Source organism: Trichococcus palustris (genome assembly GCF_900114465.1).
GTDB lineage: Bacteria > Bacillota > Bacilli > Lactobacillales > Aerococcaceae > Trichococcus > Trichococcus palustris.
Genome location: NZ_FOTD01000023.1, coordinates 12,592 through 32,060, shown reverse-complemented (window position 1 = coordinate 32,060; position 19,469 = coordinate 12,592). Strand labels below are relative to the sequence as shown.

At 46.4% G+C, this 19,469-nt stretch carries 22 protein-coding genes and 1 pseudogene; all 23 read left to right on the top strand.

All coding sequences use genetic code 11. From position 1 onward, the window contains the following. Nucleotides 1-402: pseudogene (gene pgi, locus BM101_RS12160) on the top strand (glucose-6-phosphate isomerase); the annotation flags it as partial. 354 nt (nucleotides 403-756) lie between these two features. Then, nucleotides 757-1,566, top strand: a complete 810-nt coding sequence (locus BM101_RS12155) for a motility protein A (protein WP_087034276.1) — start codon at nucleotides 757-759, stop codon at nucleotides 1,564-1,566. Then, nucleotides 1,563-2,345: an OmpA family protein gene (locus tag BM101_RS12150; protein WP_087034275.1), complete on the top strand. Its 783-nt coding sequence runs from the start codon at nucleotides 1,563-1,565 to the stop codon at nucleotides 2,343-2,345. Before BM101_RS12155 ends, BM101_RS12150 begins: the two co-directional genes overlap by 4 nt. A 410-nt stretch (nucleotides 2,346-2,755) precedes the next feature. Next, complete coding sequence (fliM, locus tag BM101_RS12145; protein ID WP_087034274.1) at nucleotides 2,756-3,751, top strand: flagellar motor switch protein FliM; 996 nt, start codon at nucleotides 2,756-2,758, stop codon at nucleotides 3,749-3,751. Then, nucleotides 3,748-4,239, top strand: coding sequence for a flagellar motor switch protein FliN (fliN, locus tag BM101_RS12140; RefSeq protein ID WP_087034273.1), 492 nt, complete (start codon nucleotides 3,748-3,750; stop codon nucleotides 4,237-4,239). Before fliM ends, fliN begins: the two co-directional genes overlap by 4 nt. A gap of 205 nt (nucleotides 4,240-4,444) precedes the next feature. Further along, a complete protein-coding gene (flgM, locus tag BM101_RS12135; protein ID WP_087034272.1) occupies nucleotides 4,445-4,738 on the top strand; it encodes a flagellar biosynthesis anti-sigma factor FlgM in 294 nt (97 codons plus the stop codon). After that, complete coding sequence (locus tag BM101_RS12130; protein WP_087034271.1) at nucleotides 4,738-5,106, top strand: hypothetical protein; 369 nt, start codon at nucleotides 4,738-4,740, stop codon at nucleotides 5,104-5,106. The genes flgM and BM101_RS12130 overlap by 1 nt, the downstream gene beginning before the upstream one ends. 11 nt (nucleotides 5,107-5,117) lie before the next feature. Next, nucleotides 5,118-6,638: a flagellar hook-associated protein FlgK gene (gene flgK, locus BM101_RS12125; RefSeq protein WP_087034270.1), complete on the top strand. Its 1,521-nt coding sequence runs from the start codon at nucleotides 5,118-5,120 to the stop codon at nucleotides 6,636-6,638. Between the two features lie 3 nt (nucleotides 6,639-6,641). Then, nucleotides 6,642-7,601: a flagellar hook-associated protein FlgL gene (gene flgL / locus BM101_RS12120; protein ID WP_087034269.1), complete on the top strand. Its 960-nt coding sequence runs from the start codon at nucleotides 6,642-6,644 to the stop codon at nucleotides 7,599-7,601. A 137-nt stretch (nucleotides 7,602-7,738) separates the two neighbouring features. Next, a complete protein-coding gene (locus BM101_RS12115; RefSeq protein WP_087034268.1) occupies nucleotides 7,739-8,557 on the top strand; it encodes a flagellin N-terminal helical domain-containing protein in 819 nt (272 codons plus the stop codon). An 81-nt stretch (nucleotides 8,558-8,638) separates the two neighbouring features. Further along, nucleotides 8,639-9,001, top strand: a complete 363-nt coding sequence (locus BM101_RS12110) for a flagellar protein FlaG (protein WP_177194508.1) — start codon at nucleotides 8,639-8,641, stop codon at nucleotides 8,999-9,001. A gap of 4 nt (nucleotides 9,002-9,005) precedes the next feature. Then, nucleotides 9,006-10,448, top strand: coding sequence for a flagellar filament capping protein FliD (gene fliD / locus BM101_RS12105; RefSeq protein WP_087034266.1), 1,443 nt, complete (start codon nucleotides 9,006-9,008; stop codon nucleotides 10,446-10,448). A gap of 40 nt (nucleotides 10,449-10,488) precedes the next feature. Continuing rightward, nucleotides 10,489-10,842, top strand: coding sequence for a hypothetical protein (locus tag BM101_RS12100; protein WP_087034265.1), 354 nt, complete (start codon nucleotides 10,489-10,491; stop codon nucleotides 10,840-10,842). A 63-nt stretch (nucleotides 10,843-10,905) separates the two neighbouring features. Then, nucleotides 10,906-11,268: a flagellar export chaperone FliS gene (fliS, locus tag BM101_RS12095; protein ID WP_087034264.1), complete on the top strand. Its 363-nt coding sequence runs from the start codon at nucleotides 10,906-10,908 to the stop codon at nucleotides 11,266-11,268. A gap of 456 nt (nucleotides 11,269-11,724) precedes the next feature. After that, nucleotides 11,725-12,105 carry a flagellar basal body rod protein FlgB gene (flgB, locus tag BM101_RS12090; RefSeq protein ID WP_087034263.1) on the top strand — a complete coding sequence of 127 codons (381 nt, stop codon included), beginning with the start codon at nucleotides 11,725-11,727 and terminating at the stop codon, nucleotides 12,103-12,105. A 31-nt stretch (nucleotides 12,106-12,136) separates the two neighbouring features. Then, complete coding sequence (gene flgC, locus BM101_RS12085) at nucleotides 12,137-12,571, top strand: flagellar basal body rod protein FlgC (RefSeq protein WP_087034262.1); 435 nt, start codon at nucleotides 12,137-12,139, stop codon at nucleotides 12,569-12,571. 30 nt (nucleotides 12,572-12,601) lie between these two features. Continuing rightward, on the top strand, nucleotides 12,602-12,934 hold the full coding sequence (gene fliE / locus BM101_RS12080) for a flagellar hook-basal body complex protein FliE (RefSeq protein WP_245825865.1): 333 nt from the start codon (nucleotides 12,602-12,604) through the stop codon (nucleotides 12,932-12,934). Between the two features lie 28 nt (nucleotides 12,935-12,962). Further along, nucleotides 12,963-14,531, top strand: a complete 1,569-nt coding sequence (gene fliF, locus BM101_RS12075; RefSeq protein ID WP_087034261.1) for a flagellar basal-body MS-ring/collar protein FliF — start codon at nucleotides 12,963-12,965, stop codon at nucleotides 14,529-14,531. 17 nt (nucleotides 14,532-14,548) lie between these two features. Then, nucleotides 14,549-15,544 carry a flagellar motor switch protein FliG gene (gene fliG / locus BM101_RS12070; protein ID WP_409373502.1) on the top strand — a complete coding sequence of 332 codons (996 nt, stop codon included), beginning with the start codon at nucleotides 14,549-14,551 and terminating at the stop codon, nucleotides 15,542-15,544. Further along, nucleotides 15,534-16,301 carry a FliH/SctL family protein gene (locus BM101_RS12065; RefSeq protein ID WP_087034259.1) on the top strand — a complete coding sequence of 256 codons (768 nt, stop codon included), beginning with the start codon at nucleotides 15,534-15,536 and terminating at the stop codon, nucleotides 16,299-16,301. The genes fliG and BM101_RS12065 overlap by 11 nt, the downstream gene beginning before the upstream one ends. Then, nucleotides 16,294-17,604: a flagellar protein export ATPase FliI gene (gene fliI, locus BM101_RS12060; RefSeq protein ID WP_087034258.1), complete on the top strand. Its 1,311-nt coding sequence runs from the start codon at nucleotides 16,294-16,296 to the stop codon at nucleotides 17,602-17,604. The genes BM101_RS12065 and fliI overlap by 8 nt, the downstream gene beginning before the upstream one ends. A gap of 43 nt (nucleotides 17,605-17,647) precedes the next feature. Continuing rightward, nucleotides 17,648-18,082: a flagellar export protein FliJ gene (fliJ, locus tag BM101_RS12055; RefSeq protein ID WP_245825863.1), complete on the top strand. Its 435-nt coding sequence runs from the start codon at nucleotides 17,648-17,650 to the stop codon at nucleotides 18,080-18,082. Between the two features lie 34 nt (nucleotides 18,083-18,116). Further along, nucleotides 18,117-19,463, top strand: a complete 1,347-nt coding sequence (locus tag BM101_RS12050) for a flagellar hook-length control protein FliK (RefSeq protein WP_087034257.1) — start codon at nucleotides 18,117-18,119, stop codon at nucleotides 19,461-19,463. The last annotated feature ends 6 nt before the right edge of the window (nucleotides 19,464-19,469 follow it).

Genomic DNA, 19,469 nt, shown 5'->3' with positions numbered 1-19,469 from the left:
TCGATCCAAGATGGGACACGCAACATGTTTGAAACCGTCGTAACCGTTTCGAATCCGCGTAAAAAAATCCAAATTCCATTGACAGAAGAAGACTTGGACGGTTTAGGCTACCTGCAAGGCAAAAATATCGACTTCGTCAATACAAAAGCCTATCAAGGTACCTTATTGGCCCATACCGACGGTGGCATCCCTAATTTATTAGTGACAATCCCAGCGATGGATGAATACAGCTTAGGCTATTTGATGTACTTCTTCGAAATCGCTGTCGGGATCTCCGGTTATCTGAACGGGGTCAATCCGTTTGACCAACCAGGCGTGGAAGCATACAAGAAGAATATGTTCGCTTTGCTGGGCAAACCAGGCTTCGAAGAATTAGCGAAAGAATTAAACGACAGATTATGATAAAACATACCAGGGGTTGCAGTACAGTTGCAATCTCTGGTATGTTTTATCATAATCATCATGACTGATGTCAATGGGACTGGAGCAGAAATGCTCTGGTCTTTTTTATTTCGCAAGAAATCATAAAATTTTTTTTGACCTAATAGTTCAAGGGCATAACATTGCTTGAAGATTGAAGGCTGATTTTAGTCATCGTGAAATAGAAGTCAGCTAGAATTACCTTTTTTCAATGTATTTCGATTCTTTCCTAAAAACATTTCGGCTATCATTACGAAAAAAGCTTAAAAATCCAGCTAAAAAACCGACAATTAATAGTATGACTATGCGATATTAATTAAATGGAGGTAAAATTCAATGGGTGTCATAATTGCATTGGTGGTAAGCTTTGGCGCGTTAATTATAGGGTTTATGGGAGAAGGCGGACACGTTGGGGCATTGATATCATGGACACCTGCCATGATCGTTTTTGGTGGTACCATAGGAAGCTCCATGCTCGCTTTTCCAATGAGCGACCTCAAGCAGATAGGGCGTATTATGAAATCAGGATTATTGTATGAGCCCGGTGATTTGAATCAACTAGTAGCATATTTTTATGAATTATCCGTCAAAAGCAAGAAAGAGGGCCTCTTGAGTTTAGAAGCGGAAGTATCAAACAATCCTGATGCCGATCCTTTTTTGAAAAAAGGGATTCAATCGCTGGTTGATGGCGAATCATATGAATCGATAAGCGATTCGCTTGGGAATGAGATCGACCGCATAGAAGAGAGACATAAAATCGGGGCTGCGATATTTAATTCTGCAGGCGGGACAGCACCTACAATGGGGATTGTAGGTACCGTTTTGGGACTGGTGCATGTACTGGAAGGATTGGCTGAAGCGGATATGTCAACTTTGGGAAAAAGTATTGCATCGGCCTTCCTTGCAACATTATACGGTTTAGCAAGCGCGAACCTTATTTTTCTGCCGATGGGTAACCGCTTGAAAATAAACAATCAAAAAGAGCTTTTAGAGAAGGAATTAATACTGGAAGGCGTTTTATTGTTACAAAAAGGGCTTAGTCCTAAAACTGTCCAAGAGAAATTAATGGGCTTTCTGAATGGCGACGAAGGCGAGCAAAGCGGCTCAACTGCATCTGTCGCTAGAGAAGCGGTGGGCGCTGCATGAGCAGGCGCAAGAAGAAGGAAGAAGAACACGATAATAGCGAAAGATGGCTGCTCTCCTATGCCGACTTTATCACGTTATTAATGATCTTTTTTGTTATCATGTATGCGATGAGCAGGATGGATCAAGGCGATTCTATAAAGTTGAAGCATTCCATCAGCGCTGAATTCGGCGCGATATTTGACGGCAATGGCGGAGAAAACCCGGTCGATATAGGCGTCGAAACATCACCGGGGCAATATGCGGTACAGGCGGATCCGCAGACAGGGGAGAGTGAAGAAGGCGCGACTTTATCCGAAGGCGAAAAGCAGGAGCAGGTCAAGGAACAGCTCGATGCATACATAGCCGAAAATTCATTATCGGACGACATCACAACATCGATTGGAACAAGAGGATTGGTCGTAAGCTTTAATGGCTCCATGTTCTTCGAAAGCGGTGAAGCAGAGATAAAAACAGAACAGATCTCCAGCCTTGTGGAAGTAGCTAAAGTATTGAATCAACCTTTCCTGGAAGACAGTTATATAAGGGTGGAAGGCTATACGGATAACGTACCGATGAATAATGAGGAATTCGATTCGAACTGGGACCTTTCGGTACTGCGAGCAAGCAATGTCGCAAAAGCCATCATCTCTCAATCCGGTATCGATCCGACAAAAGTATCGGCAGTTGGCTATGGCGAATATCGGCCAAAAGGGGATAACAATACCGCTGAAGGTCGAACCCAGAACAGAAGAGTGGATATATTAATTCTGAATTCAGAGTTCAATGATACTGAGACATGATTGAACGAATGAAGGTTAAAGGTCCTTAGAGGGGCGCGATGGCTCGAGGGTGAATTCCCCGATAAATCGGTTAAAATGGATATAGATGCTGAAGCAGATCAGGAAATGCTCTGCCTCAGCATTTTTTTTTTTGACATAAAAATAGAGCGCCTCTTGGTTTTTAATGTGATGCATTTATGCAAATTTTAGAACCACTATAGTGCAAACCAGGAAATGTGTTACAATAATATCATCATTTTAAACGTGGCTTTTTCCTCAGATTCTGTCGAAGGGATGCCGGAAATGGATCCGAGGATATTCAAATGACGGATGATCAAGCTATCTAGGAAATTGATGGGTGTTAAGGTGAAAGATAAAATGATAAGTGTGATTAATAGAGGCACATTATTTTCGATAAATGAGGGATAAGTGTGAATGAAGTTTTAACACAGCAAGAGATTGATGCGTTATTGGCAAGTGTAGAGAGCGGTGAACTGGACGTTAACGTGGCGGAAGAAAAAGAACAGGTGAAAGTTAGATCCCATGACTTTAAAAGGCCAGCGCGTTTGTCAAAAGAGTACATGACTACTCTGACGATGATTTTTGAAGAGTATGCAAAGATTGCCGGCAATCTCTTAGCCACACAAGTACGCACCACAGCAGAAATGCGTTTGGCAGCCATCGAACAAGTCAGTTTTGAGGAGTTCCTGCACGCCATACCGTCCTTTACACTGATGGGAATCTTTCAATCCCATCCGCAAGCCGGCATGCAAATCGTGGAAATTAATTCTCGGCTATGCTCGCAGTTGGTTGAACTTTTATGTGGCAGTTCCGATGCAAAATTAGCGGCTCAAGAGAATGCCAAAGCGAATTTCACTGACATTGAGATGGCTATTCTGGAGGAAGTGGTCCAAAATTTTGGCCAATCTTTCCAAACGGCTTTTCATGATATCGTTGCATTGGAGGTCAAAATGGAAACGATGGAAACAAATGCGCAATGGCTGCAAACAATGTCTCCAAATGAGCCGGTTATCATGAGCACTTTTATCATTGAATTACTGGGCCAACAGACGCATGTCAACTTGTGCGTTCCGTATGTTTTCTTTGAAGGCATTCTCGAAAAATTGAGTTTCCGCAATTGGTTCGATTCCGGCAAAACAACAAATCCGTCAGAACAGGAAAGCCTCAACAAGAGTCTGCAGTCCGTACCTGTTTCAATAGAAGTTCTTTTGGGGGAAACTGAAATCACGATGGAAAACTTTTTGCAGTTGGAATTGGGCGACATCATTCCTTTGGATAAACATATCAGTGAGCCGCTGGTAATGTCTATCGAAAAATCGCCTTATTATTTAGTCAAACCGGGAGTTGTCGGCAAAAAGATGGCCGTTGAGGTATTACAATATATTGGAGGAGAAGCAGAGGAATGAGTACTCAAAAAATAACGCAAGAAGCAATCGATAGACTCGCAGGTGAGACCGTCTCAACCCATGCAGATGGAGGGAATCGCGTAATCAGCCACATGGAAAGCGGCATCTTCGGGGAAGCATCGCCAGGCGCTAGCCAACCGCAGGCGACACCCGCAACCAGCGGACGGGAGGCTATTTCTGTGCAGACGCCAGCCTTCCAGACCCTGACAAAGACGGAAACCAGTCATATGCCAAAAAACTTGGATCTTATCCTTGATGTGCCATTGGAGTTCAGCGTTGTATTGGGCGAAAGCAAGAAGACCATCAAAGATATCCTAGCGCTAGGAACGGGGTCAGTCGTCGAATTGAACAAGATGACTGAAGAACCGTTGAGCATTTACGTGAACGGCAAACGCATCGCTGAAGGCGAAGTTGTCGTCATCAATGAAAACTTCGGCATTCGGATCACGAATATCCTGAGCCAAGAACAACGGCTCAAGAATTTATGATAATCAAAAAGGGAACCTCTCAGCGCGTGAAGTGAGGTTCCCTTTTTACTATGCAGAATGAAAGGTATACGATACAATAAAAAATGAGGTTTATTTGCTTCCGGGCTTAAAAAAAGGGGAAAACTGTCGATAGTAACCAAGTAAAGGAATTCATCGCCAAGAGCAACTACAAAACAGATAAAATAGATCGAAGGGAGCGATTCAGATGAAAATCGGAAATGGCTATAATCAATATATCAAAGCGGTCGAATATAACCAAAAACAGCCGCAAACGGCAAAAACGGAGACAGCCAGAGCAACGGTTCAAGAACCAGCTGTAAAAGTGGAGATTTCGGAAGAAGCAAAACGCTTGGCACAGCTGCAGACAGAGACGGCACCGAGCGAGCGTGCGCAGGAGATCAAAAGAGCGCTGCAGAACGGAACGTTCCGCGTGAGCCCTGAAAAGATTGCTCAAAACATGGTGGCTGCGATGAAAGAGCAAGGGGAGTCTGCTGAATAATGAAGGCATCGCAAAACAGCCTGGCCCTATTAAAGGAATTCAGCGGCATCCTGCACAGGGAAAAAGAGGCCTTACTGAAAAATGACGGGGCAACCATTGAAGCTTTAGTGCAAGAAAAACAAAAGTTCCTGGAAATCTTGCCGACTGTAGATTTCGCGGACAGCGATCGATCAGAAATCGAGCGGAACGTGAAAGTCATCCAACAGCTGCAGGAAACCAATCTATTGCTGACCAAACAGGCGCTCAGCTATCAAGAGACCATCATGGATGCGCTAGCGCAAGGCGCAAAAAAATCTTCCGCTACGTATTCAAAAAAAGGGCAATACCAAGCAGTTGAACGGGCAAATCTAATCGATCATTCATTATAAGGAGTGCAGCAATGTCAGGATTATTTGGAACATTACATATAGGAACGAACGGAATGGCTGCTGCACAGACTGCTTTGCAAACGACAAGCCATAATATTGCCAACGCCAACACAGAAGGGTATTCACGCCAGCGGATCAATTTCACTGCCAGCAATCCTTACACGCTGCCCGGCGTCGGCCAAATCGGGACGGGCGTGAAGATGCAGTCCGTCGTTCGCGTCGTGGATGACTATCTCACGGAGCAGACCCAGACAGAAGCGGCCACATTGGAGATGTACAGCCAAAAGGCGGATGCGCTGGGGCAGTTAGAATCCATCTTCAATGAACCGTCCGAAACCGGGTTGAGCAACAGCATCAGCAAATTTTATTCGGCGTGGGCACATTTGAGCGCCAATCCCGAACTGACCGCAGCCAAAACGACGGTCAGCCAAGAAGCGGAAACCTTGACCGATACCGTGAACCAGATGGCCAGTCAAATGCAGGGACTGCAAGAGGCTACGACCCAGGATATTTCCAAACAGGTATTGGACTTCAATGCCAAAGTGAAACAGCTGGATACGCTGAATCAACAGATTTTCAGTGTGGCGGTGAAAGGCCAGACACCGAACGATCTTTTGGATAAAAGAGATGAATTGGTGGGCGAACTGACGAAAATCACCTCCGTCAAAGTAGAGACCGATGCCTTCCAACGCGCCTTCATCAGCATCGGCGGCACGGAGATATTGGGCGAAAACACCATGCGGACATTGAGTGTCGTGACGGGAACAGATGAAGACGGCCATGCGCTGATTTCCACAGACGGAAGCAAGGCAAATACGAGGCCAGCAGGCGCAGTTTTTGAAGTGGGCCAATTGGTTTTGGGCACCGAAACGGACGGCGCAACGGCTTTCCAAGCAATCGAAAGCACCAGCGGACACGTCCGCGGCTCTCAGGAAGCCTTGACTGAAATCAATACCAAAATAAAAGAAATGGACAAGTTGACCACAACCATGGCCAAGGCGGTCAATACGGTCCACAGCGGCAACGGGGAAGGCATCGCTTTCTTTGACCTGGGTTCAGGGGCAAACGCCGCTTTGAACATCAAAGTGAACAAGGAGATCACAACCGATCCGCGCAACATCAATGCCGGAAAATCCCTTACAGCAGCAGCTGCCGGCGATGGTACCCGGGCGGGAGCGATCGCGAGTCTGCAAACGCAGATCCTGGATTATGCGACGGACGAGAACAGTTTCGACTATGATGAAACGACCATGGCGCTTGCAACGCAATCCGGCGGAAGAACGACTGCGGATGCCTACAACGATATTGTCACGCGCATGGGCAGCACCAAGCAGCAAGCGGATCACAGGGTGGAGAGCCAGGGGCAAGTCGTTTCCTTCTTGGAAGAACGCCGAGCCTCCATCTCGGGCGTCTCAGTCAATGAAGAAGTGGTCGATATCATGAAATATCAGAGTGCCTTCCAAGCGAACGCAAAGGTTTTAGCGGTCGTCTCCGAAATGCTGGATACACTCATCAACCGAACGGGGGTATAGCAAATGCGGGTTACAGACACGATGACGTCGAATAGTTTTTTAAAGAATGTTGCGCGAACCGAGGCCAACGTCCAGAAATATGCAGACCAGCTTTCTTCGATGAAAGAAGTCAGCAAACCTTCGGACAATCCTCTGCTGGTTTCGCAAATCATGAACCTGAACAACAGCATCGTGCAAAATGAAGCATACAACACGACCATTGCGGATGCGATGGACTGGACCAACAGCCAGGATTCGGCTTTGAGCGGCGCAACCGATGCCTTGTCGCGCATCGGCACACTGATCCAGTCAGCCGCAACCGACACCATGAATGACTCGGACCGGCAAATCGTGAAAAAAGAGATCCTGTCGGAGATCGCAACCTTGACCGATGCCTTGAACACCAACTTCGGCGGCAAATATGTCTTCGCCGGCATGAACACCACGACGAAGCCATTCGAGATCGCAACCGATGCCGCAGGGCATTTCACCGGCATCGCCTATCACGGCACAACCGACGAAGTGGATGCGGACGGCAACACCGTGGCGGCGAGCGGCAACCTGACGCGCGAAATCGCTGCAGGCGTGCATGTGGCCTTGAAGACCGATGGCCGGCAACTTCTGAATGATGGGGGAGCCGCCGCGGGAAAAGATGACCTGGGGACCTTCCTGGCCGAGGTCATGACGGCGCTAGACGCGAACGATACCGGAGCCCTGTCCGGCCGTCTGCTGGAGCGGGCGGGCGCAGAGAGCGACAACATCGTGAATATGCGCTCGGAAATCGGCACCCTCTCCAACCGGCTGGCATCGGCGCAGGAGCGCAATGGAATGGAAAAACTCAACTTGGAGGAGCTCCGTTCCAACAAACAGGATGTCGACCTGGCCGAGAAATACATGCAGTACACGATGGAAACCACAGCCTATCAAGCTTCCTTGGCGATGGGGACAAAGATTCTGCAGACAAGCATTTTGGACTACCTATAAGGTGGTCTTTTTTTTACAAAAAAGCGGCAATAAAAATAAAAAGTTTAAAAAATGGCTTAACTATCGCCGGAACCCTCCGATGATATAGGTATAGGCGGGGCCTTAACAAAACAAAAACATTCCAGGAGGAATTACACATGAGAATCGGAACAAATACAGCAGCAATGAACACTAATTCAAGATTATCGGCAGCCAACACTGCAAAAGCCAACTCTTTGGCGAAATTATCTTCAGGCTTGCGCATCAACAAAGCCGGGGACGATGCGGCTGGATTATCGATCTCGGAAAAAATGAAGAACCAAGTCAGCGGCTTGACGCAAGCATCCCGCAATGCGCAGGACGGCATCTCGTTGATCCAGACAGCCGAAGGCGCTTTGGGCGAAACGCACAGCATCCTGAACCGTATGCGCGACTTGACGGTTCAAGCAGCAAATGATACCAATTCAGCTGATGACAGAACAGCAATAAAAACAGAGATGGATGCATTGGGTACAGAAATTGGGAAAATTGCATCGAATACGCAATTCAATGGTACAAAACTATTGGATGGTTCAGCGACAACAACACCATTAAATTTCCAAGTGGGTGCAAACGCAGATGAAACACAGCAATTAACAATTGCTGATATGAAAGCTACTACATTGGGCGTTGATGACTTAGATGTAGATACTAGTGCGAATGCTAATTTATCACTTGCTACAATCGATACCGCAATCAAATCGGTTTCAAAAGAGCGCGCAAACCTTGGTGCTACCCAAAACCGTTTGGATCACACGGTATCCAACCTTTCCACGACGAAAGTAAACCTTTCTGAAGCAAATTCGCGCATCACTGACGTGGACATGGCGGAAGAAATGACCAGCTTCACGAAGAGCAACATCCTTGCTCAAGCAGCTACTTCAATGTTGGCGCAAGCAAACCAAATGCCTCAATCAGTATTGTCCTTATTGCAATAATCATAAAGCTGACTGTTTAATTCCGCTGAAGGCCGGCTTAGTTCCGGCTTTTAGCTTTTTTTGCTGAGGAGGGGAATGTTTATGGATCCATTGCAGGCAGTACGACGTATTTTGTTTGATACACCCCACTATTATCCTGTTGTCAAAGCGACGGCGCCGAAACGAGATACGGATGCTGTGCAGGAAGAGCCGAAAACAGACCCGGAAGCTGACACAGTGTCAAGGGAAGCATTAGCGAAAGCGGTCGATGAAGCCAATGGCTACATCGTCGGATGGCATGCTGAGTTCAGATTCCGTATCCATGAAGGCACCGGACGGACTTTGGTGCAAATCTTGGATACGCAGACGAAGGAAGTCATCAAAGAATTGCCGCCCGAAAAGATGCTCGACATCGTAGCGGACTTATGGAAGAATATAGGGATAACGGTGGACAGAACGGAGTGAAGACATGAGTACGGTTAGCAACACTAGCACCACTAGTTTTTTGGGATCCTATTCAGGGATAACGTCCGATACGATCGACCAATTGATAGCGGCGGAATCGGGGAAGCTGACCCAATATCAAAATAATCAAACCAAATTAAACAATGAGAAGGATGCCTGGAGGGATGTACAAACACGCCTGGACAATCTGTCCGGCAAATTGGACGGCCTGCAGGATGAAGCGACCTTCAACGCCAAAACGGTAACGAGCTCTGACGGAGGCCGGGTTGCCGCAACGGTTGGGACGACAGCGGTTCCGGGGAACTACAAGATCGAAGTGACGCAATTGGCCACGCAAACCCGATTGACTTCAGGCACCATCGCCGCGGCAGCAGGGAAAAAAAGTGATGCGGATCTTGCCTTGACAGGGACACTCACCTTGACTAACCAAGATGGGAAGCCGTCGGATGAAATAACGATCGAAACGACCGACAGCCTGAAGGACATCATCGGGAAAATAAACAAACAAAGCAAAACGACGGGCATTTCCGCCACCGTCATCGGGGAGCAACTGGTCCTGTCCGACAGCAAGATGGGAGCGCGGTCGATCGAAGCCAGCGGGAGCTTAGCGGAAAGTTTGGGTTTAAATAAAAACGCGACGGGAGCTGCCCAGGCGAAACAAACAGCCGGACAAAGCGCCAAAATAATGGTAAACAACGACATTGAGATTACGCAGGACAGCAATACACTGACGGACGCGATCGAGGGGCTGACGCTGACCTTGAAAGAGGCGGGCACCACTACCGTCACCGTTGCCGAGGACCTCGACAAGCCGATAGCCGCGGTGAAGGATTTCATCTCGCAATACAACTCCGCCCTCAGTTTCATCGGCGATCAACTGGACGTGGGCGATCCTTCCGCGGCTGACAATAAAACGGGCAAGCTAGTCGGGAACAGCTCACTGATGCAGCTGCAGTCCAGTCTGCGTTCCCTGATGACGACACAAGTCAAAAATGGCAATGCGGCCGGCGACTATAGCAGCGATTTGGGGATTTCCGTCGACCGCTATGGGCAGCTGACCTTGGATGAGGGGAAGCTGACAGCACTTCTGAAGGAGAACCCGACTGCAGCGGCAAGCTTCTTTGAAGCGGAAGTCGACACGGGCAAGACGGTCACAAAAGACGGGATAACCGAAAAGGTGATGGCTAAGGTCGGCCTGTCACAAAAAATGGCAACCTTGCTCAACAGCTATGTGGATAAAAACGACGGGATCATTGCCACCAAAAACAAAACCTATGATAACTTGATAGCGGACATCACGGGGAAAATCGGACTGTTCAACGAAAGAATGGAAACGAAACGGGCACAGTATGTGGCAACCTTTACCGCCTTGGACAAGGCCATGATGGAGGCTGAATCGCAATTAAGCTATTTGACGAGCCAGTTGGGGACATCTGGGCAATCGTAAGGGAAATAGATAAGCATACGTTTGGGGAGAGGAAAGGTCTATGCAAACATTAGGTTTGGAAGAACAACGCTCGCAAGTGCTGTTGGACATGCAAAGGCTGTTTGCATCCTGGGACGGCACCGCCGAAAACGGGATGCGTGTCATCGCAGAGAATAAAAAATATATCGACCAATTTCAAGCGCTGAATGCACAAGGGGCGATGCCTGCCTTGAGCAGTGCTGAAAATGGAACACTGCTCAGCATCATCAAACAGCAAAAATGCGTTGTCTACGTATTGCGCCATGAAAAAGCAGATGTGCTTCAACAAGCGAAACAATTGAATCTGAAGAACAAAATCATCGATAGTTATGTGATGATGAGGAAACCGCCTATTTTTTTGGATAGAGGCATCTGAACATTCCCGGAAACGAGGCAATAAAAACTGGGCAGTTATCAATTAGGTAAAGGAAGAAGCAGAATGTACAATCGGAATATTAAAAATATCTACCAAGAAAATCAAATATTGATGGCTTCGCCGAAGCAATTAATTGTACTGTTGTACGATGGCTGCATCAAAAAATTAAAATTGGCCGAATTTGCATTAGCCGAGAAGAAATTTGAGGAAGTTAATGCGAATCTTATAAAAGCGCAAAATATTGTTCAAGAATTAAAAAACACGCTGAACCATGCCGAAGGCGGAGATGTCGCTCAAAATCTGGATGAATTATACAATTATATTCTTTCAGGAATGATTCAGGCCAATGTTTCAAAAGATGCCATGCTGATCCGGAAATATCGTGCAATGATAGAGGATTTACGGGAGGCTTGGATTCAAATCTGACAAATGGAATTATATTTATAGAAATAAAAAAAAGAGTGAGACAAAAAGCGTTTAGACCCGAATCACTGGAGCGAATAAGCGGAGGATGGTCGCAGACCGTCTGAGCATTATTCGTGAAGTGACTCCAGGTCTGCTTTTTGGAACACGTTTACGATTAATTGTTAGGAAATGCGAACGAGGCTAGGACTTTTGTCCCAGCCTCGTTTTTTTCGCGAAATTTAAAAATATAAACAGCGGAAACGCTTTTATTATAATGAAATTAACCAATCAAAAAAAAGGATGACACTAAAACTAATGATCGCATCGGTAAAATAACGCTGAAAAAACGGGGAATAATTGCTGTCACAAGGCTATTTTTTTTGTTGTTACATCATTACTATTAAGATATACTAAAAAATGTGTTGTTTTTTTAATTTCTTGAATAGATGTCAATAAATAATGTGAAGGAATTGGAATATGAGCAATTTAAATTATGAATTATTAAAAAATGCTTTGGATGCTTCTTCGTTAAGGCAAGAGGCGATTTCCAGCAATATCGCAAATGTGAATACAGCGAATTATAAAGTCAATCAGGTCGTGTTTGAGAGTCTGCTGGGGCAGGCCCAGCACGGTGTGGCCATGACGGCGACAGACGATTTGCACATGGGCTATTCCGCGCTTACAGAAGTGGAGCCGGTTGTATCGAAACGGACAAACACTATCGTAAAAGAAAATGGCAACAATGTCGACATCGATACGGAAATGGCTGATCAGGCACAAAATAGCCTATATTATAACGCGTTGATTACACAGTTGAACGCAAAATATAGCGCATTGAGCACGGTCATTTCCGGTTAATACAACTTAAACAGCAATTAGGAGGGATTTTTTGTCAATCTTTGATTCGATCGCTATAAATACGAGCGGTCTCAGTTTAGAAAGACTGAAGTTGGACACCATTTCAACCAATATCGCGAATGTGAATACAACCCGCACGGAAGGTGGCGGACCTTATATAAAGAAAACGGTCACCTTCGAAGAGAATGTGAAGCACTCGCAGTCGGCACTTTCGACCGGAAACACACAGAAAAGTTTTGGGGTCAAAGCTACAGGGATGGAAGAAGACGACTCTAACCTTGTTCGGGAGTATAATCCGGAAAGTCCGGATGCGGATGAAAATGGGTATGTGACGTTGCCGAACGTAAATATGGCGGATGAGATGGTCGACATGATGACGACCTTGCGCACGTATGAAGCCAATGCGACGGCTCTGGAAGCAAGCAAAAATATGCTGAAACAAGCATTGCAGATAGCTGCAAAATAAATCGTTGCCTCATCATAAAGGAGATTGAATGTGAATATAAATGCATTATATACTAATCTATTCGGCACTAATGCTGCATCATTAAGTGAATTAAGTAAAATAAGCGAAAATATTTCCGGAACGGAAAAAGCCGGTACAACAACGGGGGGCTTTGAGAATGTGCTGGGAACCGCGATAGAAGCATTAAACAATAAACAGGTGGCTTCCAACGAAGCGGTGCAAGGTTTGATCATGGGAGACAGCGGAAATTTGCATGATGTGATGATTCAATCGACGGAAGCGCAGTTATCACTTGAATTAGCGGTACAAATCAGAAATAAAAGTCTGGAAGCATTCAATGAGATTAAAAATATGCAGTTTTAGTGCATATCGGGGGAGCTAGACAAATACAATGAATCAATTCAAAGACATTGGTAATGGTGTGAAGGAAGGATGGAAAGGACTCAGTAAATCAAAGAAAATAGGTTTGATAACTATCCTAACGAGTATTGTGGCCATTGCTTCCTCTCTAACCTACTATGCCCAAAGAGTGGAATATACAACATTGTTTTCCAACTTAGAAGATGCTGATGCGGGGACGATTGTAAATGATCTGGATTCACAAGGGATTGCCTATAAACTTGAAGATAATGGGTCGACCATCTTAATCGATGCTGAACAGGTAGATAAATATCGGATTCAATTGGCTGTGGATGGTTTGTTGCCGAAAACGGCTACCGGATTTGAAATTTTTGACAAAACAAGCATGATGGCGACGGATGAAGATCGCAAAATTATGTATCAACGGGCAGTAACTGGCGAATTGGAACGGACTATTTCTGCGCTGGATTCAGTAGAATCGGCAAATGTGATCCTTTCCATTCCAGAAGAAAATGTTTTTGCGACGGATAAAAAAGGACAAGAAGGCAGCGCTTCGGTCATGATTGCGACCAAGACGGGGCAAGAGCTTCCGGCATCGGCGATTCAAGGGATTGCCTCATTGATTTCTGGGGCAGTCGACAATTTGCCCAAAACAAATATCAAGATTGTGGATACAAACGGCAATGACTTGAGCGGCGTATTGCAGGATGGGCAAAATGCCGATGCGACTGATTTGGTAAGTCGCTACCAAAAAATAAAGAACAACTACGAGGATGAACTGGAAAAAAAATTGATGGATACGCTGTCACCCATCTACGGTGCGGAGAATCTTTCCATCTCCCTTAACGTAGATTTGGATTTTGATTCGGTGGAGAAAGAGATCGTTGATTACGGCGAGGCTGCCATCCGCAGCCAAAGCACTTCCAAAACCGGTGACGCACAAGCCCAGACAGGCGCAAGCGCCAATGCCAATACGGCTAGTGCAGCTGCTACGAGTGGAGAAGATGGGACATCGTCTACCTACGATCAAACCACAAACAATGAGTTGGACACCGTTACCACCAAGATAGCCAACGCGCCAGGGTCTTTAAAACGTTTAACGGCAACTGTCATTTACAACGGAAACTTAGATGCAAGCCAAGCATTGCAACTGGAAAATGCGACAAAAACCACCATCGGGTATGATGCAAATCGCGATGACCAGGTGGCAGTCGAAGGTATCGCATTTGTCAAGCAAACGGAAAAAATTGCGCCTGAGACAGTCAGTGCGGAAGCGAATTTGACCGCATATGTCCAAAAATATGGTGTCTACTTTGCCGGCGGGTTAGGGATCTCAATCTTGCTGATGGTGTTGATCATTCTGCTCCGTAAGACGAAAAAAGACGATTACCAAGAAGATGCGTTCAAGGGTTACCAGGAACCATTCACCGTGGCTCAGCCAGAACCGCAAATACATATTCCTCCGGCGAAAAAGACGGAGACTATCCCAACATCGGTTGAAATTCAGGTGAACGGAAAAGAAGACCGGTTCAGAACGTATGCGAAAGAAAATCCAGAAATGGTGGCAGACTTGATAAAAATATGGATGAAAGATAAGTAGGTGAAAATGTGAGTGAAATGGCTGGATTAAAGAAAGCGGCAATCCTGCTTATCGCTTTGGGGACAGAAACATCGGCTGAAATCATGCGCCTCTTACCGGAAAATGTTATCCAGAAGATAAGTTATGAAATAGCTAATATCGATTATGTGAAGCCTGAAGAACGGGATGCGATCATGGAAGAATTCCTGGAGATGTCGCAAGCCAGGGAATATATCATCGATGGCGGCATCAACTATGCAAGGAATCTTTTGAACAAAGCGCTGGGCGCGCAACGGGCAAAAGAAGTCATTGATACGATGAATCAAATCCAATTGAGGGAACGGCCCTTTGATATTGCGAGAAAAGCCGATCCGCAACAGCTGACGAATCTGCTGTTGAATGAACAGCCGCAAACAGTGGCTTTGATATTATGCTACATGCAACCGGATAAAGCGGCGTTGATCCTATCACAATTCCCATTGGAAATGCAATCGGAAATCGCCGAACGGATCGGAACGATAACCAGTACGACGCCGGCTGTCATTGAGAAGATTGAGAAAGTAATCGAAAATAAATTCTCCAATCTGGTGGACAACGAAGCTGAAACGGTGGGCGGTGTCCATACCTTGGTTGAGATACTGAACTCCGTTGGGCGCAGCACTGAAAAGAATATCATCACCGTTTTGGAGAAGAACCAACCAGATTTGGCTAATGAAATCAAATCGAGTCTGTTCACGTTTGAAGATATCGTTACCCTTGAAAAATCCGATGTTCAAAAAGTATTGCGTGATGTGAATAATGCGGATCTGGCGCTGGCTCTGAAAGGTGTCTCAGAGGATATCAAACAAGCTATCTTCCAAAACTTATCCGCCCGCGCCGAGGAGTCGTTGCAGGAAGAAATGGAATTCATGGGACCGGCACGCTTATCCGCCGTTGAAGAAGCGCAACAAAAAATTGTGGCAGTCATCCGCAACTTGGATGAAAAGGGTGAGATTTATTTGAGAAGAGGGGAGCAGGACGCCGTTGTCTCATAAAATTATTAAATCAAGCCAGTTTGTTGCGATGGATGGTTGCTCGGTCATCGATACTCGTTTTACAATCGAACAGTGTGTGACTCAATTGTCCGATGGAAGCGATGAAACAGAGGCTATTTCGAAACAAACGGCTGAAATCAAACAGCTTTTGAAAGAAGCGCAAGTAGAAAGACAAGAAATCATTGCGCAAGCTATCAAGGAATCCGACGAAATGAGAGAAACGGCAAAAGCAACCGGGTTTTCATCAGGGAAAGAAGCGGGCCAAAAGGAAGGTTTCCAACAGGGATATGAACAAGGAATGCAAGAAGCCCTTCAGCAAGCGAAATCCATCAAAGCGAGTGCGTTGGCATTATTGGAGGAAGCAAACGCAATCGTTGCCGATTACTTCCAGGAACACAAGCAAAATGTCATCAGCTTGGCTGCACAGATGGCCGAACGGATCATCCATGAGAAAATCGATGGTTCTGATGAAAAAGTCATGCTGTTGGTTACCCCGCTTTTGCATCGATTGGATCGAGAAGAGCATTTCATCACGATAACGGTTCGCCCGGAGCAAGCAGAGGTCATCAAAAAGCAAGTTCACGCATTGGAGGCAGCGAGTGATGGCCTTCGTTTTGCGGTGCTCAGCGATAAGATGCTTGAAAAAAATGGTTGTATCATCGAAAGTTCGCATGCCATCATCGATCTGCAAATCCGTAAACAATTGGATGCGATGGTAGCCGATCTGCAAAATATGGAGGAAACGGTACATGTTTAATCTCCCTTTCGACCGTTACCATGAGCAATTGAATAAGAAAACCTACCATATGAAGATGGGGAAAGTCAGCCAGGTCACCGGTCTGATCATAAAAGTTGATGGACTGGAAGCCTTCGTGGGGGAAGTCTGCGAAATTCAGATTAAATCATCCGGCAAAAAGGTTTTGAGCGAGGTCGTGGGTTTCGTGGATTCCATGGTCTTGCTGATGCCGCTGGATGAACTGGAAGGCATTGGACCGGGGTGCCTGGTAATCCCGACCGGGAAAACCTTGCAAGTGGAAGTCAGCGATCGGCTGTTGGGAACGACAGTGGATGGCTTGGGAAGGCCGTTGGATGAGAATTTCCAGATTCAAGGCAATCTTTATAATGTAAACAGAAGCGCCCCGGATCCCTTTAAACGCAATAAAATTGAAAGTGTCATCCATACCGGCGTTAAGGCGATCGATGGCACGCTGACTATCGGCGAAGGCCAAAGGGTCGGCATCTTTGCCGGAAGTGGTGTGGGAAAGAGCACGCTGTTGGGGATGATTGCCCGGTATTGTGAAGCGGATGTCATCGTCATTGGACTGATCGGCGAGCGCGGCAGAGAAGTGCGTGAATTTATCGAAAAAGATCTAGGGGAAGAGGGGTATCGGAAGTCGGTTGTTGTCTGTGCCACATCCGATTCTCCACCCTTAGTGCGTTTGAAAGGCTCTTATGTGGCAACCGCCATTGCGGAATATTTCCGTGACCAAGGGAAAAAAGTGGTGCTGATGATGGACTCGGTAACCCGGGTTGCCATGGCACAACGGGAAATTGGCCTGGCTATGGGAGAACCACCGACAACCAAAGGGTATACGCCGTCTGTGTTTACGACATTGCCGAAACTGTTGGAACGAAGCGGGATGTCCGACATAGGTTCGATTACGGCCTTCTATACCGTCTTGGTTGAGGGGGATGACATGAATGAGCCGATCGCCGATTCCGTGCGCGGTATTTTAGATGGGCACATCTTGTTATCGCGAAAGATTGCCGCTGGAAATCATTATCCGGCAATCGATATCCAAAACAGCATTAGCCGGCTGATGAAAGATATCGTGGACGAAAAACACTATCAGGCGGCAGGCAATTTAAAAGAGAACATGGCCATTTATACAGAGTCAAAAGACTTGATTGATGTAGGGGCCTATCGTAAAGGCAGCAACCCCAAAATTGACCGTGCCATTCAGCTGCATCCGCCTATCAATAATTTCTTGAAGCAGCGGGTCGAGGATCATCAACCTTTTTCCGAAACAGTGCAGTCGTTGCATCGCTTGTTTCAATAGAGGGCAAGGAAGTTAGAGACAGCTGAAAGCGGAGGTGGAAGAATTGTCCAAGTATCAATTTTCGATGGAAAAAATCCTGGATTGGCGTATGGAAAAAGAATCTGACGCCAAGAAAGCAGTCCTGCAGGCACAGAGAATGATGCAGCAACAGCAAACAAAGTTGCAGCATCTCATCAACGAGAACACCAAAGTGAAACATGACCACATGAAAGTGACCGAAATCAACAGCTTGAGATATAGCCACTATTTGAAGACGGTCATCGACGAAAAAATCATCGCACAAAAAAATTTGATCGATAAAGCCAATTTCGATTTGGAAAAGGCCCAAAATGAACTGCTTCAGGCCCACCAGGATCGGAAAGCGATGGAAAAACTGAAGGAAAAAGAATATATGGCAGTGATCGACAGCGAAAAAATGGCTGAACAAAGACAGCTGGATGAGATTGCCACCTTGAACTATAAACGAGTTTTTTACTGAAATTAACGCAGTCCACTTGAATGGGGGACAAAAAATGAAAACCACTCTAGCATCCGTTGCCCAATTGCAGATCCAACAAGCAGCCGGGAAGAAGACACCGCAAGGGACAGATGGATTCAACCAAGCGTTGGCGCAGCATATGGATGCCAAAAAGCAAACGCAGACAAACACAACAACTGAGCAGAAGCAGCCAATAGATGGAAAGCAGTCGGAAAATTCGAAGGAAGGGGAGGAAGAGACCTACCCAGCATATGCGTTCACCAGCCCTTTTTTGCTTTACCGAAATGAAAATGCGCCTGCGGCCGGCCTCGCCCTGCAAACGGCGGAAAGCGGGAACGTCGACATCCAAACATGGCAAGCACCCATGGAGGTACAAGCTACAACAAATCCGGAAAGACAATCCGCCCTGGCAGCAGAGCCGCAAATGGTGGATGTCAATCAGACCGAGTTGGTGCAAGCTACGATTGAGAAGAATCCATCAGCGAATGAGGGACAAGTCGAAGTAGACCAGGGGTGGGGAGCGATGGACGTTGCAAGCATTGCTTCCGGACTGAAGACAAAGGGGATATATGCGGAGACGACCACCGATGCCGAAAATCGCGCTATTCAAGCAACCGCAGTAACCGATCAGCAAACAAATCAAGTTGATGCCGAGACAATACCTTCGCCTTGCACAGAAAGCGAAGAAACACAGGCTAAAGCTGCAGCTATAGCCAACAGTGATCCCGGTCCAATAGAAACAGAACCTGTGCAGACAGTGGAAGAAGCCTTCGGAAGAGCCCTTTTAAAAGCCGATAAGGCAAATGCCGAAATGGAACCTACGAGTGGGGACGATAAAACCGCTGTACAGCCCGCTTTGCAGAGCAACGGCTGGGGACAGCCGCTGATGATGCCGCAAGCGATAGGGGAATCCCTGGCAATTCCTGAGGGAATCAAAACCGCCAACCAGACTGAAATTGTCCAGTCCATCCGTGAAATGATGCAGGTGCAAATGCCCCAACTTCAAAACGGGGAAACGGCAGTGGTGAGAGTACGATTGAGCCCCGAGCATTTAGGCGAAATCGAGATTCAAATCAAGGTGGTGGATAATGGGTTGGATGCAACGTTTGTTGTCCATAGCACGGAAACAAAAGAGCTCATCAATAACCAGGTCCTGCAGATTACCGAATCTTTGCGGCAACAACAACTTACATTAGCCAATGTGCAGGTCAGTTTGGCATCGGATAACCAAATGGATTTTTCGTTCTTTGACGGATTCGGACAATCCAAAAAAGAAGCCCATCCGCAACATCTGAAAAGACAAACCAATAAGAGAGACGCCCCTGCTGAAGCAGAGGGGGATAATGCTGTTTCGGCAAATGGAATCAGCATTTTAGCATAGAGAAGA

Bases quoted from the DNA above. Each gene is read 5' to 3' on its own strand.
- BM101_RS12155 (WP_087034276.1), top strand. From the start codon at position 757: ATGGGTGTCATAATTGCATTGGTGGTAAGCTTTGGCGCGTTAATTATA.
- BM101_RS12150 (WP_087034275.1), top strand. From the start codon at position 1,563: ATGAGCAGGCGCAAGAAGAAGGAAGAAGAACACGATAATAGCGAAAGA.
- fliN (WP_087034273.1), top strand. From the start codon at position 3,748: ATGAGTACTCAAAAAATAACGCAAGAAGCAATCGATAGACTCGCAGGT.
- flgM (WP_087034272.1), top strand. From the start codon at position 4,445: ATGAAAATCGGAAATGGCTATAATCAATATATCAAAGCGGTCGAATAT.
- BM101_RS12130 (WP_087034271.1), top strand. From the start codon at position 4,738: ATGAAGGCATCGCAAAACAGCCTGGCCCTATTAAAGGAATTCAGCGGC.
- flgK (WP_087034270.1), top strand. From the start codon at position 5,118: ATGTCAGGATTATTTGGAACATTACATATAGGAACGAACGGAATGGCT.
- flgL (WP_087034269.1), top strand. From the start codon at position 6,642: ATGCGGGTTACAGACACGATGACGTCGAATAGTTTTTTAAAGAATGTT.
- BM101_RS12115 (WP_087034268.1), top strand. From the start codon at position 7,739: ATGAGAATCGGAACAAATACAGCAGCAATGAACACTAATTCAAGATTA.
- BM101_RS12110 (WP_177194508.1), top strand. From the start codon at position 8,639: ATGGATCCATTGCAGGCAGTACGACGTATTTTGTTTGATACACCCCAC.
- fliD (WP_087034266.1), top strand. From the start codon at position 9,006: ATGAGTACGGTTAGCAACACTAGCACCACTAGTTTTTTGGGATCCTAT.
- BM101_RS12100 (WP_087034265.1), top strand. From the start codon at position 10,489: ATGCAAACATTAGGTTTGGAAGAACAACGCTCGCAAGTGCTGTTGGAC.
- fliS (WP_087034264.1), top strand. From the start codon at position 10,906: ATGTACAATCGGAATATTAAAAATATCTACCAAGAAAATCAAATATTG.
- flgB (WP_087034263.1), top strand. From the start codon at position 11,725: ATGAGCAATTTAAATTATGAATTATTAAAAAATGCTTTGGATGCTTCT.
- fliF (WP_087034261.1), top strand. From the start codon at position 12,963: ATGAATCAATTCAAAGACATTGGTAATGGTGTGAAGGAAGGATGGAAA.
- fliG (WP_409373502.1), top strand. From the start codon at position 14,549: ATGGCTGGATTAAAGAAAGCGGCAATCCTGCTTATCGCTTTGGGGACA.
- fliI (WP_087034258.1), top strand. From the start codon at position 16,294: ATGTTTAATCTCCCTTTCGACCGTTACCATGAGCAATTGAATAAGAAA.
- BM101_RS12050 (WP_087034257.1), top strand. From the start codon at position 18,117: ATGAAAACCACTCTAGCATCCGTTGCCCAATTGCAGATCCAACAAGCA.